Source organism: Aeribacillus sp. FSL K6-8210 (assembly GCF_037963925.1).
GTDB lineage: Bacteria > Bacillota > Bacilli > Bacillales > Aeribacillaceae > Aeribacillus > Aeribacillus composti.
The window spans coordinates 1,643,066-1,657,637 of record NZ_CP150172.1 but is presented as its reverse complement, the minus strand read 5'-3'; the positions used below and the strand labels follow the sequence as shown (position 1 = coordinate 1,657,637).

Genomic DNA, 14,572 nt, shown 5'->3' with positions numbered 1-14,572 from the left:
AAGAAAATAAAATTAGAGCAGCATATGGCGGAACGATTACATGCTTGCAATTTCTTTTTCTTTTTTATATTGCTCCCGGTAATTGACAAACATTGAAACATTCACTAACAATCCCATCGATATTAAAAGTACTAATAACGATGAGCCTCCATAGCTGACAAACGGCAATGTAACACCAGTGATCGGGATCAGTCCTGTCACTCCTCCCAAGTTGACGGCCGTTTGAATAGCGATCATGCTTGAAACTCCTACAGCAATCAATGTACCAAACGGGTCGGTGCATTTTCTTGCAATATAGAGGCCTTTTAAAACGATAAACGCCAAAAGCGTAAGAACAAATAATACACCGAAAATACCTAGCTCTTCCGCTACAACGGCCATAATAAAATCAGTGTGCGCTTCCGGCAAATATCCGTATTTTTGCACGCTTTCCCCCAGCCCCAGTCCAGTAAGACCTCCGGATCCGATCGCAATATATGAATTGACGAGCTGATAACCTGCTCCGTCTTCATGTTCAAATGGATCCGTATACCCTGTAAAGCGGGAAAGACGTTCTTTACTAAAAATATCATCGGCCTTAAATAAAATGAGCGGACTTAGCAGCAATAAGAAAAATAAAGCAAGCAATACTAACTTTAACATGTTTTTGATGCCCATACCTGAACATAAAATAATAGACAAGGCAATCATTCCAATAATGAATGATGTCCCAATGTCAGGCTGAAGCATAACAAAAACGCAAATCAATACGGTAAAGATTACCGGAGGCAATGCTCCCTTTCCGAAGTGCCATATGTACGATTGCTTTTTTTCGTATACAGCTGATAAATAAATAATGGCGGAAAGCTTGACAAATTCTCCCGGCTGAATGGCTCTTCCGGCAACTTTAAACCAGCTTTGCGCACCGCCGGCAACATGTCCAAAAATAAATAACAGCCCGAGAATAGCAATCGATCCAAAAAACAAAATTCTTATAAATTTTCCGTTCAGCAGAGCGCGGTACGGAAAAAACATCATTACTAGAAAAGCTATCGTTGCAAGCAGGAGCGAGGACAATTGCTTGCGAAAAAAATAATCGCTTTCCGTATAATACCTCGTGACTGCCATGATCATACTTGAACTGTACACCATGACCAAGCCGAAACCGCATAATAAGAAAACTGCTAAAATAAGCGAATAATCATATGATTTTAAAATTCGTTTCAACATGTTCATCTTCCTTACGACTTGCTGCTCTTCTTGTTGCAAAATAAATACACAGTCATTGTTTTCATAAGTGTAAAGAAAATTTATTTTCTATTATACTTTGAACAATTCATTTTCTCAATGGCAAAATAAAAATTGCGAAGGAACACCTATTGTGGAAGGTCGATATGAGAAATGGAAAAGATAAAATAAAAGCCCAAACCTTTTTTTTACCGGTTTGAGCAAGCTTTTTATTTTCGTACAAATGCCTCGTGCAGAGCTGACAGCTCACGCTCAAGCTCATCAAGCAGAGCTTTTCCCTCGCGTTCTTCAATCAGGCCTAGTCTGACAGCAAAGTCAATTTCCCGAGATAATCCGAACATTTGCGTATCTAAAACCTCTTCATAAAGAGGACATTGAGGCATTGTCAAATTGTCCATTTGTACTTTAATCAATTTCATGATTTTATCTGCATCCGCCTTTAAAAGCGAAAGAGCCTTTTCCCGGTGACTAAGAACCATTTCAAATGATGCCATCTGAATCCCTCCGTTCCCCATTAAGGAATCCCTATTCTATCTATTAATATTAAATGTTATAAAGGAAAATTGCAAGGAAACACGCACCCTCCTTCCCTAATAATTTTAAAGTTGTTCATATATATGTATGAACCTTCCAAAAAAATGCTAGAAGAATTCGTCTGATTGATTTGCCGCGTCTGGACTCAGCCGCCTGACTGTCGCCTTTTTGAACTGAAATGGGCAACGGAATGTGACAAAATCCATAAAAGCGCTTATACTTTAACGTGGAGGGATGCTCATGAGCGATATTATTCAAATAAAAGGGAATGTAAAATTTCCAATTACTTTGGACCCAGGTGTTTGGATCTTTGATGACCGCCGCATTGATTTAAATACATATTTTGATCAAGGCCGCAAAGAGGAAAACATAGAAGAGGACTATGTGCAAAAAACAGCAAATCAATGGCAACGGGAGATTCAGGAGGGAGCTGTATTTCCGCCTACTTTAAAAACGGAACAAAAATTTGAAAAAGAAAAGGTGCTTACCGGGACTTTCGGCATGCCGCTTAAACCGTTTTTATCAAATGCTGAACCGTTAACGAACGCCAAAACGGTCGTTTTTGAAACCGAAAACGGCGAAGTCGAAATGCCGATTGAAAAAGCAGAAGAATGCATTTTGGCATTCAGCAAGGAAGGAAAACCGCTAAAAGAAGACGGCCCTGTCCACATCATTTACGGAGATGGCTCGAACCGCAATGATCCAATTAAAAAGGTGAGAGCAATAATCGTAAAATAATTTTTGGGGGTGTCTAATAAGTCGTTTTACGGCTTATTGACGCCCCCATTAATGTTTTAGAAACGTTGATATATCGGTGTTTATTACCAATGGCGATTTGACTTTCTGGACAATCCCTTTTTTTCCATTGCTCACAATTTGAGTAGAATCGCAAATGTTAGCGCAAAAAATCTTTTTGGATGCTGCAAAGAGCTTAAGATAAATCAGCTTCTGCAAAGCTCACACTTTTATCTCTGACCCCTGAGGCTTTTAAAAACTACAACATCTCACTTTTTCATAACAAATCTGCTGCTATTTGCGCCAATTGGGATCGTTCGCCTTTCAGTAATTTTACATGCCCGGCAATTGCTTGATCTTTAAATTTTTCCACTACATAGGTCAACCCATTGTTATATTCATCTAAATAAGGATGATCAATTTGTCCTGGATCCCCCATCAACACAATTTTGCTTTTTTCACCAACTCTTGTTAAAATTGTCTTCACTTCATGTTTCGTCAAATTTTGCGCTTCATCGATGATGATAAATTGTTCCGGGATGCTCCTGCCGCGAATATAAGTCAGCGCCTCCACCTCAATCGAATTCATACCTGCTAAAATCGCATCAAGCTCGCCAGCTTTTTTCGTATTAAATAAATATTCTAAATTATCCCATATCGGCTGCATCCAAGGCCTCAGTTTTTCTTCTTTTTCTCCCGGCAAAAAACCGATATCTTTTCCCATTGGAACAATTGGTCTGGCGACAAGAAGCTTTTTATATGATTCCATGTCTTCTGTTTGCATCAGCCCGGCCGCTAAAGCCAAAAGCGTTTTTCCTGTACCTGCTTTGCCGATCAAAGTCACGAGCTGAATATCGTGTCTCATTAATAGTTCGAATGCCATCGTTTGTTGAACATTTCTCGGCTGAATTCCCCAAACATGGTCATGCTGAAAAACAATCTTTTTCAATCTTTTCCCTGTTTTATCGACAATCCCAATGGCAGATGATTTGCCTCCTAAAGCATCCTTCAGCAAAATAAATTGATTCGGATAAAAAGGATGATTGGTTATTTCCGACAGCAGCAGCTCATTTTTCTCATAAAATCGGTTTAAGTTTTCCATACTTATGTAAAGGTCAAGAAACCCTGTATAGATATGGTCAATTTCTACTACACGATCGCTCAGAAAATCTTCAGTATGAAGTCCAATCGCATCTGCCTTCACTCTCACTAAAGTATCTTTGCTGACTAAAATTACCGATTTTCCATCTTTCTTTGATTGCTCTTCCAATGATAAATTTTTGGCTACTGCCAAAATTCGGTTATCATTTGTTTTTTCCACGAAAATCTCCTGCAGATCATGAAACGAACGATGATTTAATTCAATTCTTAAAGATCCGCCGTTTGGCAGAGGAATTTTTTCGTGCAATTTCCCTTGTTCCCTCAACTGATCAATGATTTTTGAAACTTGGCGCGCATTTCGTCCAACTTCATCCATATATCTTTTTTTGGAATCCACCTCTTCAAGAACAACGGCAGGTATTACAACTTCGTGCTCATCAAAGGAAAAAATGGAATTCGGATCCTGCAACAAAACATTCGTATCCAGCACATATATCTTGCCCAATCTTTCTTCCTCCCTCATCCGAAATTATTGGAGGCTTCCTTAGCTAAAATATATGTCTTTATGAATAAAGATAGAAGGTTTATTAAACAATAAATAAAGAAAGATGCTGCCTAAGCCGATGTCTTCTACAATCCAGTCGGGAGTAAACTCCGAAAGATTCAGGCTTCTTTATAAGTTTTGTAACTAGAACCAATGTTATTCGTCAAAGACGGAAGCACGAAATAAGTAATGGATTACTTTACACCATACTTGTAAGAAAAGGAGTGATAGCATGCGCAGCTTTTTGATGTTTATTTTGCTTGTCGGCTTTATTTTAAACGGTTGTTCCACAAACGAAAATGCACGAGAGGAAAATCGTGGTGAAAACTATTCAAGAACAATTACTGTCAAAGATTCCGTGCGGGAAAATGTTGATCGCAAATCCGGCCAGGAAATCGCCCGCCGCTTGGCAAAAATAGCCGAAAATGTTCCAGATGTAAATGATGCAACTGCAGTTGTTCTTGGAAATTATGCAGTCGTCGGAATTGATGTCGACAAAAAGCTGGATCGTTCAAAAGTTGAATCGATTAAGTATTCCGTTGCAGAATCATTAAAAAACGATCCTTACGGGGCTTATGCTGTAGTTATTGCCGATCCAGACACAAATGAACGAATCCGCCAAATTGGAGAGGAAATTCAAAACGGCCGGCCCATTGGCGGCATTCTAGATGAGCTCGCTCAAATTGTCGGAAGATTGATGCCTGATCTTCCTGGTGACGCGACAGACAATCAACAAAAGCAGCCGATGAATGAAAAAGATCAGCTTCCGAAGTCAAAAAATCAAGAGCTGAATAAAGAACAGCGTGATCAATCAAACCAAAAACAACAATAAAGACATTAAAACGCTTAAGTCCGAAGCTTAAGCGTTTTTCATTGCTTTCAACACCTTTTAGTCAAAATCCGATGATATTTTGTCATATTTAATAAAATAACAACTCATAAAACATTGTTTCACTATCGACCTGCGCGGCTGAAGATCAGTATGTCTATTCATTTTAATAGCTTGACTATCGCCGGATGATTCACGATCCCAAGTCGGAACGGAAATGCAAATGGCTCTGGTTTGGATAAAGAGTATTGACCTGTCTCACAATGTTTTTTGCAATGCTCGAAAGTGGCTCAATAGCTTATTTTTCTGTCTTTTCTTATAGAAATTGTATTGTGTGTAAGTCGTATAAAGCCGCTGCTGGCTTGATTCTTTTGCAAAGTTGCAAAAGAAATTGTGTGAGCGGAAGCAAAACGTGATATACTATGCGAGAGGCGAGTGAGTATAGAGGCGTGTTGTCTGGAAGCAATCCAAACTATCATCGAAGCCTTTTGATGCTGAGACGAACAACGTTGTACAAAGCTTAAAAATTTGATTAGAAAGTGTGAGAAGCAAGATGAAAGTCAAATGTGTTTTATGCGATAAAATCGAAACAATTGATGACGAATCATTGAAGGCAAAACAGCTGAGGAATAGACCGATTCATACATATATGTGCAATACTTGCTATAATCGAATTACGGAAAAAACAAACAAAAGACTATCAACCGGAAAGTTCCGTTTGTACCGCGAAAGAAAAAGGAATGAGCTTTTTTGAGAACAGAAAAATACTCAGAAAAAAGTTAAACAGATGAAGGTGGTGCGCGCTGGCACATACCGACATCTGTTTTGATTTTCTTTAAAGCTATGTGTTGTTTTCATTTTTTTTCGAATAGTAAAGCCGAATTTTATATATGCTTAAAATAAGAACAGCGACTACCAATCCTTCTGCAATCGGCAGAAAAATTGCCAAAAACGTCAGCACCGTACAGCCGAAAGCGAGAAATAAATAGATTATAGCAGACTTTAAAATCGGGAGCTTCTTAGCAAATCCCAGTTTATATACAATAATTGATAAAATCAGAATGGTAATATACAAATACCACATTCCGACATCATGCTGCTCATGAACACGGAAAAGACGCGCAAAAAAAGACAGCCTTTCAATTACTTGTTCTTCTGTCACTACGTCCCTCCCCCTTTCACTCATTAGCTTTGACTTGACAGTTTTTTCTTTTTCGCTGCTTTTTCCCTCTCGTTTTTATCCAAGATTTTCTTTCTTAAACGAATCGATTGAGGCGTGACTTCACAATATTCATCATCATTTAAATATTCAAGTGCTTCTTCCAACGACATGATCCGAGCTTTTTTCATTCCGACCGTTTGTTCTTTCGTCGAAGAACGGATATTTGTTTGTTGTTTTACTTTACATATATTCACAACAAGGTCATTTTCACGATTATGTTCACCGACAATCATCCCAGCGTACACGTCTGTTCCGGGTTCAACGAAAATCGTTCCGCGATCTTCGACCTGTTGAATGCCATAAGAGGTAGCTTTTCCAGTTTCCATTGAAACAAGAACCCCTTGACGCCTTCCGCCAACTTGTCCTTTTTGCATAGGCTGATACGAGTCAAACGAATGGTTTATGATGCCGTATCCTCTTGTTAAAGACATAAATTCGGTCGTGTAGCCGATTAATCCGCGCGATGGCACCATAAAAATCAAGCGGACTTGTCCATTTCCGTTATTGATCATGTCGACCATTTCCCCTTTGCGCGCGCCCAATGATTCCATGACAGGACCTGTGTATTCCTCTGGAACGTCCACCTGCACCCGTTCAACCGGTTCGCAAAGTACTCCATCGATTTCTTTTACAATTACTTCAGGCTTCGAAACTTGCAGCTCATACCCTTCCCTGCGCATGTTTTCAATTAATATGGATAAATGAAGCTCGCCTCGCCCTGATACTATCCATTTATCCGGGGAATCCGTCGGCTCCACTCTTAGCGAAACATCTGTTTGCAGTTGTTCATGCAGCCTTTCTTCGATTTTTCTCGCCGTCACATATTTTCCTTCTCTGCCTGCGAAAGGACTGTTGTTAACTAAAAACGTCATTTGCAGCGTCGGTTCATCAATCCGAAGAACAGGTAGCGCCTCTTGATGATCAACTGGACAAACCGTTTCCCCGACATTAATGTCTTCCATTCCAGAAACAGCGACAAGATCACCAGCTTTTGCCTGTTCAATTTCCAATCGTTTTAATCCTTTAAATCCAAACATTTTCGTAACACGGAAATGCTTCACACTTCCGTCAAGCTTCATTAATGCGACTTGTTGTCCGACTTTCATCTCTCCGCGAAAAATGCGGCCGATGCCGATCCGCCCAACATAGTCGTTGTAATCCAGCAGCGCCACCTGGAATTGAAGGGGTTCTGAGCTGTTATCAACAGGTGCAGGAATATGTTCGATAATCGCATCAAATAGAGCTTCCATATTTTCATCCTGTTTAGTTGGATCTGTGCTTGCCGTTCCGTTGATGGCCGAAGCATAAATAACCGGAAATTCTAATTGATCATCGTTTGCATCAAGCTCAATAAACAGCTCAAGCACTTCATCGACAACTTCTTCAGGCCGGGCAAACTCTCTGTCAATTTTGTTCACGACGACAATCGGTGTTAAGTTTTGTTCCAACGCTTTCTTCAAAACAAATCTTGTCTGCGGCATGCAGCCCTCATAGGCGTCGACAACTAGCAGCACGCCATCGACCATTTTCATAATTCGTTCTACTTCTCCGCCAAAGTCGGCATGACCAGGCGTATCTAAAATATTAATGGTCGTTCCTTTATATTCAATCGCCGTATTTTTGGCTAAGATGGTGATTCCGCGCTCGCGCTCCAAGTCATTGGAATCTAATGCGCGCTCCGCCACTTGTTCATTTTCCCTGAACGTTCCTGATTGGCGAAGCAATTGGTCAACCAATGTTGTTTTCCCATGGTCTACGTGCGCGATAATAGCAATATTGCGTAAGTCGTTTCTAACTTTCACACTGTCATCTCCTATTTGCTAAACTGAACCTAGGCTATTATACCATAAATACTGTGGAAACGTTGAACGTTTTTCGATAAACTAAAGATGGAAAGAGGCTTAAAGGCTATTAATGGTTTTCGTCTTGGATTGATGAAAGGAGGATGGGAATGGGCAACGGAAAATGGATATTTTGGGTTCTCGCCACCATTGCGGCGCTGCTTATTGTGTCGGTCGGCTTTGCAATAGGGGCTGGCAGCCTGTTGGGAGTAGTTGTTAGCATCATTGGAATTATTATTGTATTTGGACTCGGCTTTACCCAGAAAAAGAAAATGCGAGAGAGAGGATTATTATAAAGAATTTACATCTTGGCATCGGCCATTTTATACTTTCAAACGGTTTATGATACATAGATCGTCCCCTCTACTGATAGAGGGGCTTTATTACATGGCATTAGTTTCTTTCAAACCTACAAAGACCCATCTTTTGTTTCACAATATGTTCGGTTTTAGCTAAAATTCATTTACAATAGCCTTTTTCAAAAGACCAGCCAGAAATGGAATGGATACAAAAAAGTTCCATTTTATGTAAATTTTTAAACAACCCGATTTTTAGCCCTATTTACAAAACGTTGATTGCTACAACATTTCATTGCTCCACACTTGTTCCATTTTTCTCGCCTGCCATCACGATGTGAAGTTTGCCGAACGATACCAATTCTTTCATATTTTTATAAGAGACTTTTTATACTGCTTTCTTCATGCTTGTTTTTTAGCAAGCTATGATGATCTATAAGCTGTCAACAGCATTTGCAGCTTTATATTTTCCCTTTAATATACTCCTCGATAATTTGTTGATGAATGGTTTGGTTAGCGGTGAAAATGCTTTGCTTTTTAAGCAAATCGACTGGTTTTCCGTCAAGCGTTGTCGTAACCCCGCCTACTTCGTCGACAAGGATTAAACCTGCCGCAAAATCCCAAGGAGCAAGTCTCATTGTAATATAGCCGTCCAGCTTGCCTGCAGCTACATAGGCAAATTCAAGAGCGGCTGAACCAAATGATCTCGTTCCTCTTAAACGTTTGACAAGCGGACTTAATATTGCTGGATCAATTCGTCTGTTTTCCACCAGCCATGATGCATTCAAGCCGATGATGGATTCTTCTATTGTTTTCTTTTGTAACGGCGGAAGCTCCGTTTTGTTTAAATAGGCGCCGTTCCCCCTTATCGCATGGTACATTTCATCTCTGACGACATCATAAATCAGTCCTATTTGACCGACACCATCCGCAAAAACAGCAACCGAAATGCAGAAATTCCGCTTTTGATGTACAAAATTCATTGTGCCGTCAATCGGATCAATTATCCAAACGATACCGTCCAATGATTTCAATTCATGACCGGAACCTTCTTCTCCTAAAATGCTGTGTTCCGGAAACGTTTTGCGAATATTTTCCCAAAAGAAATGCTCTACTTCCCGGTCAATATTCGTCACTAAATCGTTTGGACCTGATTTCGCTTCAACGACCAGCTTTTGTTGAAATGATTGGCGAATTCTTTCACCAGCCTCATAAATCCATTGCTTTGCTTTTTGATCTATTTCATGCCAGTTCATCTATCTTACCCACTTTCTATTCAATCACCTTTTTTAGCATACTGTAAAGAAATGGAGAAAATCAAGTTTTTCACCTTTTTCATTGCAATATTTCACCCACATTATTTTTCTTTCTCTGTCGGTTTGTGCTACAATGTGGACAAACAACACAAGGAGGATTTTTATGGATTTTGTGCCATTTGTGAAGGAAGATTTTGAAGTTTTTCAAATAGACGGTTTAGAAGCGAGAATGGATGAGCTAAAAAAACGGGTGCGCCCAAAACTTGAAGCGCTGGGACAGCATTTTGCACCTACTTTGTCTGCTTTGACGGGAGATGAAATATTTTATCATGTAGCAAAACATGCCCGCCGTACCGTTCATCCTCCCAATGACACATGGGTTGCATTTGCAAACAGTAAACGGGGTTATAAGAAGCTCCCTCATTTTCAAATCGGATTATGGAGCACACACGTCTTTGTTTGGTTTGCCATTATTTATGAATCCCCTGTGAAAGAAGAAATCGGAAAACAATTTCTACAGAATTGGCAGCAAATCCGAAAGCAAATTCCTGAAGATTATTTCTGGTCAGCCGATCATACAAAACCAGATGCGGAAAAACAAAAAAATTTATCTGATGAAGAATTTCAACGAATTTTTCAACGTCTGCAATCGGTGAAAAAGGCAGAAATGTTATGCGGCATCAACCTTCCAAAAAATGAAGTTCTCTCCATGAGCAGGGAGCAATTTTTGGAAAAGGTTGACGAGACGTTTAAAACGTTAATGCCACTTTATCAAATCACACAAAAAAGCACTGTTTAAAAATGGTCAGGATGCGCTGCATCGCTGACCATTATTTCTTTTGAAAACAATTAAGCAATGCTGGACCATTTCCGCCTTATCTCTTTCGCCTGTTCAATGATTTCGTCAAACAGTTCCGCAACGGACGGAATATTTTTTACCAGCCCTACAGATTGACCGGCCCATGCGTATCCTTCCTCGATTTTGCCTTCATAAATATATTTTTTGTTCGCTTCTCCACTAATGAAATCTTTTAGCGACTCATAATCTCCTCTTTCTCTTTCAATTTCCAAAATTTTTTCGGTCCAATTATTTCGAAGCGCCCGACCTGGTGCCCCTAACGACCTTTTAATAATGACGGTATCAAGTTCAGTACCGTTGACAATTGCTTCTTTATATAACGGGTGTGCATGAACGCATTCCTTCGTTGCAATAAAACGAGTTCCCATTTCAATCCCTTCAGCTCCAAGAGCCAATGCTGCCATTAGTCCCCTCCCGTCCGCAATGCCTCCAGAAGCAATCACCGGAATGGAGACAGCTTCCACTACTTGTGGAATTAATACGAAATTGCCGATATCGTCTTTTCCTAAATGACCTCCGCCTTCCTGTCCGACGACCATCACTGCATCTGCTCCAAGCTCTTCCGCTTTCTCCGCTTGTCTTCTTGCCGCAACGAGAACTAGTTTTTTTACATCGACACCTTTTAATTGGTCAAAAAGCGGAGCCGGGTTCCCGCCAGTGATGGAAATGACCGGCACTTTTTCTTCAATCGCCACATCAAGCATATCGGAAAATGGACGGCCATGCTGACCGATGGCGAAGTTCACTCCAAACGGCTTATCCGTTTTTTGTTTCACCTTCCGTATTTCCTCTCGAAGCGCAGCTGGATTCGGAAGAGACATAGCCGTGATTTGACCGAGCCCTCCTGCATTGCTTACTGCACTTGCTAATTCTGAATACGCTAAATAAGCAAGTCCCCCTTGAATGATCGGATATTTAATCCCTAGCAATTCGGTAATTTTTGTTGAAAATACCATGTTTCCCCCTCCCCATTTCGTATTATTCTTTTTCCACGCATTAAATTCCTTCTTTATAAAAACGTAGCTCAAAACAAAGAGAAGCACAAAGATTTTCAAAACCATATTCAGTGCCTTTTGCAGGTTTTATAGGAAAGTGCTATAATTTCATTTGTTTTTAATTTTGGGGAACCTTTAAAAAGTAGGTGAAAAGGAAAATTGTCACAGCATGATACACCATTGTTTACAGGTCTTTTAGAACATATTCAAAAAAATCCAATTCAATTTCACATTCCCGGCCATAAAAAAGGAGCCGGAATGGAGCCAAAATTCCGAGAATTTATCGGACATAATGCTCTCGCGATGGACTTAATTAATATCGGTCCTTTGGATGATCTTCATTCGCCAAAAGGAATTATTAAAGAAGCACAAAAATTGGCTGCTGAAGCTTTCGGGGCCGATCACACCTTTTTCTCGGTACAAGGTACGAGCGGAGCCATTATGACAATGGTCCTGTCGGTTTGCGGACCTGGAGATAAAATTATTGTTCCAAGAAATGTTCATAAATCGGTCATGTCAGCAATCATTTTTTCAGGGGCTTCCCCCGTTTTTATACATCCTGAAGTGGATAAAAACCTCGGCATTTCTCACGGAATAACGACAGAATCAGTTGAAAAAGCTCTTCAGCAATATCCTGATGCAAAAGGGCTTTTAGTCATTAATCCAACGTATTTCGGAATCTCAGCTGATTTAAAACAAATCGTAAATATTGCTCATTCATATGATGTCCCTGTTCTTGTAGACGAAGCGCACGGCGTCCACATTCATTTTCATGACAAGCTGCCATTATCCGCCATGCAGGCAGGGGCAGATATGGCGGCAACTAGCGTTCATAAGCTGGGAGGATCGATGACGCAAAGCTCTATTTTAAATGTTCGGGAAGGTCTTGTGTCTCCTGACCGTGTTCAATCGATTTTAAGCATGCTGACTACGACATCGACATCCTATTTGCTTCTTGCATCACTGGATGCAGCTCGAAAGCAGCTGGCAACGAAGGGCTATGAATTATTAGAGCAAACGATTCAATTGGCGAATCAGACAAGATACGAAATTAACAAAATTGATCATCTATATTGTGTAGGAGAAGAAATTTTGGGAACGAATGCAACGTATGATTATGATCCGACAAAATTAATTATTTCTGTGAAGGAACTAGGCATAACGGGATATGATGCAGAGCTGTGGTTAAGAGAACATTACAACATTGAAGTGGAGCTTTCCGATCTGTACAATCTGCTCTGTCTGATCACGCCCGGTGATACAGAATATGAAACATCACTTTTAATAAAAGCGCTTCGTGCTTTGTCAAAAGAATTTTCCCATCAGGCAAACAAGCAAGCGGAAGTCTCTGTCCTTCTGCCCGATATTCCTGTTTTGGCGCTGACACCTAGAGATGCTTTTTATGCAGAGACGGAAATGGTGCCTTTTGAACAATCTGTTGGACGCATTATTGCAGAATTTGTCATGGTGTACCCACCGGGCATACCGATTTTCATACCAGGAGAAATCATCACTAAAGAAAATTTACATTACATCCGAAAAAATTTAGATGCCGGCCTGCCTGTTCAAGGTACAGAAGATCCAACTCTTTCCTACCTTCGCGTTATTAAAGAGCATAAACCGATTAAATGAGAAATCGCTGAAGAAGCTTTATAAATCCATACATTCGAGGACAAGTCGAAAAACGGATGAAACCAAATTTTGCTGAAGATCGATCATAAAATAATTTTGCTGCGGTAATGGCTAAAACCATTACCGTATTTAATTTATAATAATATTCAATTCTTTTAAAAGGAGCGACAACAATGAAAGAATATCAATTTCCCGTTCCGCCTATTTTTATTTTACTAATTGGTGTTATTTCTATTTCATTTTCTTCTATTTTTGTTAAATGGTCTGATGCGCCTGCATCTATATTAGGAATGTATAGACTGCTTTTTACGGTGATCGTTATGCTGCCGTTTCTCCCTTGGAAGAAAATCAAAACAGGAGCTATTAACATTCAATGGAAGGATTGGATTCAACTACTTTTATCTGGAATCTTCCTAGGTTTTCATTTCTTATTTTGGATGGATTCCCTTAGATATACAACAGTAGCAAGTTCAATGATTATAACTACATTAGAGCCTGTATTTGTTATGATAGGAGCTTATTTTATTTTTAAAGAGAGAACAAACCTTATTGGGATTGTGAGTATTTTTATAGCTGTTAGCGGTTCAATCATTATTGCATGGGGAGATATTAATCTTTCTACAAAAGCATTATATGGAGATTTCCTTTCATTAGCAGGAACGTTAGCAGTAGCCATTCATATGCTTTTTGGACAAGTATTATGCAAAAAAATTCCAACATCAATATATAGTTTTTGTGTGTTCTTTATAGGTGGATTTGTATTATTGATTTACAATCTTAGTTACGAGGTCCCGCTGATTCATTATTCAGTTCATGATTGGGGCATATTTGTACTTCTAGCACTAGTCCCCAATATTTTTGGTCACGTATTATTTAATTGGCTTTTAAAAAATTTGGATGCTACGACGATTTCAATGAGTATTTTAGGTGAACCAATAGGGGCAATTATATTAGCATACTTATTTTTAGGAGAAGCTACATCTATTTCCCAAATGATTGGCGGAGCGCTATCTTTAATTGGAGTCAGTATGTTTTTGAAAAATAAAGGACTTTCAAATAAGGAATTGACTACGAATGCTTCTGTAAAAAGTGCTAATACATAACTAAAATATGGACGACGGCCTTCCTGCTTCGTAGGGAAGGTCTTTCATTAAAAAAACAGTTAATAGAAGTAATGAAATATTTTTTGATAAACAAACGGTAAAACGGAAGCAATGATTAAACCTGTAACAATTGAAGATATGGTGAAGATGATGAACTTCCGAAGCGTTATTTCTTTCCTCTTAAAAGCGATGATGAATACCCTTATCATAGAAAAGACAGTAATAAATATAATAATTGCCGAAAAGACGCTTGCTGCCATTACCTCCATTGTAAAGCTCCTTTCACAAAAGTCCTTTAGCTACATTTTACCGCCTAATGAATGGAATAGACACCACTTTTTATACTTTTATTGAAAAGACATCGATAACAAACTTCGCTATATCGAATTGCTGCCAGT

At 39.4% G+C, this 14,572-nt stretch carries 15 protein-coding genes; 7 read left to right on the top strand and 8 right to left on the bottom strand.

All coding sequences use genetic code 11. The features are described 5' to 3' along the window. Positions 1-36 precede the first annotated feature (36 nt). Together NSQ41_RS08020 and NSQ41_RS08015 are read right to left on the bottom strand one after the other, a co-directional pair. Positions 37-1,209: an FtsW/RodA/SpoVE family cell cycle protein gene (locus NSQ41_RS08020; protein WP_311067232.1), complete on the bottom strand. Its 1,173-nt coding sequence runs from the start codon at positions 1,207-1,209 to the stop codon at positions 37-39. A 227-nt stretch (positions 1,210-1,436) separates the two neighbouring features. Then, complete coding sequence (locus NSQ41_RS08015) at positions 1,437-1,721, bottom strand: YlaN family protein (RefSeq protein ID WP_063389660.1); 285 nt, start codon at positions 1,719-1,721, stop codon at positions 1,437-1,439. A gap of 280 nt (positions 1,722-2,001) precedes the next feature. Between NSQ41_RS08015 and NSQ41_RS08010 the strand changes: the two genes are divergently transcribed. After that, entirely contained in the window at positions 2,002-2,499 is a 498-nt protein-coding gene (locus tag NSQ41_RS08010) for a peptidyl-prolyl cis-trans isomerase (RefSeq protein WP_327855915.1), read from the top strand. 274 nt (positions 2,500-2,773) lie between these two features. On the opposite strand, the gene NSQ41_RS08005 is transcribed toward NSQ41_RS08010, so the two are convergent. After that, positions 2,774-4,102 carry a PhoH family protein gene (locus NSQ41_RS08005; RefSeq protein ID WP_339211401.1) on the bottom strand — a complete coding sequence of 443 codons (1,329 nt, stop codon included), beginning with the start codon at positions 4,100-4,102 and terminating at the stop codon, positions 2,774-2,776. Between the two features lie 271 nt (positions 4,103-4,373). Here NSQ41_RS08005 and NSQ41_RS08000 point away from each other — a divergent pair, with 271 nt between their 5' ends. Both NSQ41_RS08000 and NSQ41_RS07995 read left to right on the top strand, forming a co-directional pair. Then, complete coding sequence (locus tag NSQ41_RS08000) at positions 4,374-4,973, top strand: YhcN/YlaJ family sporulation lipoprotein (RefSeq protein ID WP_063389657.1); 600 nt, start codon at positions 4,374-4,376, stop codon at positions 4,971-4,973. Positions 4,974-5,523: 550 nt separating this feature from the next. Further along, complete coding sequence (locus NSQ41_RS07995) at positions 5,524-5,724, top strand: YlaI family protein (RefSeq protein ID WP_063389656.1); 201 nt, start codon at positions 5,524-5,526, stop codon at positions 5,722-5,724. Positions 5,725-5,811: 87 nt separating this feature from the next. On the opposite strand, the gene NSQ41_RS07990 is transcribed toward NSQ41_RS07995, so the two are convergent. Both NSQ41_RS07990 and typA read right to left on the bottom strand, forming a co-directional pair. Then, positions 5,812-6,132: a YlaH-like family protein gene (locus NSQ41_RS07990; protein ID WP_242009277.1), complete on the bottom strand. Its 321-nt coding sequence runs from the start codon at positions 6,130-6,132 to the stop codon at positions 5,812-5,814. A gap of 23 nt (positions 6,133-6,155) precedes the next feature. After that, positions 6,156-7,994 (bottom strand): translational GTPase TypA, encoded by a 1,839-nt coding sequence (gene typA, locus NSQ41_RS07985; RefSeq protein WP_094245652.1) that lies wholly within the window; start codon positions 7,992-7,994, stop codon positions 6,156-6,158. Between the two features lie 149 nt (positions 7,995-8,143). Between typA and NSQ41_RS07980 the strand changes: the two genes are divergently transcribed. Beyond that, a complete protein-coding gene (locus NSQ41_RS07980; RefSeq protein ID WP_063389653.1) occupies positions 8,144-8,329 on the top strand; it encodes a DUF5325 family protein in 186 nt (61 codons plus the stop codon). Positions 8,330-8,790: 461 nt separating this feature from the next. Here NSQ41_RS07980 and NSQ41_RS07975 read toward each other — a convergent pair whose 3' ends face one another. Further along, the gene (locus tag NSQ41_RS07975; protein ID WP_311067229.1) at positions 8,791-9,585 is read right to left on the bottom strand and encodes an inositol monophosphatase family protein; all 795 of its coding nucleotides are present in this window, start codon (positions 9,583-9,585) and stop codon (positions 8,791-8,793) included. A gap of 163 nt (positions 9,586-9,748) precedes the next feature. Here NSQ41_RS07975 and NSQ41_RS07970 point away from each other — a divergent pair, with 163 nt between their 5' ends. Next, on the top strand, positions 9,749-10,384 hold the full coding sequence (locus NSQ41_RS07970) for a DUF1054 domain-containing protein (RefSeq protein WP_339211399.1): 636 nt from the start codon (positions 9,749-9,751) through the stop codon (positions 10,382-10,384). Between the two features lie 50 nt (positions 10,385-10,434). On the opposite strand, the gene NSQ41_RS07965 is transcribed toward NSQ41_RS07970, so the two are convergent. Continuing rightward, positions 10,435-11,400, bottom strand: coding sequence for a nitronate monooxygenase family protein (locus NSQ41_RS07965; protein ID WP_339211398.1), 966 nt, complete (start codon positions 11,398-11,400; stop codon positions 10,435-10,437). A gap of 198 nt (positions 11,401-11,598) precedes the next feature. Here NSQ41_RS07965 and NSQ41_RS07960 point away from each other — a divergent pair, with 198 nt between their 5' ends. Further along, complete coding sequence (locus NSQ41_RS07960; RefSeq protein WP_339211397.1) at positions 11,599-13,071, top strand: aminotransferase class I/II-fold pyridoxal phosphate-dependent enzyme; 1,473 nt, start codon at positions 11,599-11,601, stop codon at positions 13,069-13,071. Positions 13,072-13,244: 173 nt separating this feature from the next. Next, positions 13,245-14,174, top strand: coding sequence for a DMT family transporter (locus tag NSQ41_RS07955; protein ID WP_339211396.1), 930 nt, complete (start codon positions 13,245-13,247; stop codon positions 14,172-14,174). Positions 14,175-14,233: 59 nt separating this feature from the next. Here the strand turns inward: NSQ41_RS07955 and NSQ41_RS07950 are convergent, their stop codons facing one another. Continuing rightward, positions 14,234-14,443: a hypothetical protein gene (locus tag NSQ41_RS07950; RefSeq protein ID WP_339211395.1), complete on the bottom strand. Its 210-nt coding sequence runs from the start codon at positions 14,441-14,443 to the stop codon at positions 14,234-14,236. Between the last annotated feature and the right edge of the window lie 129 nt (positions 14,444-14,572).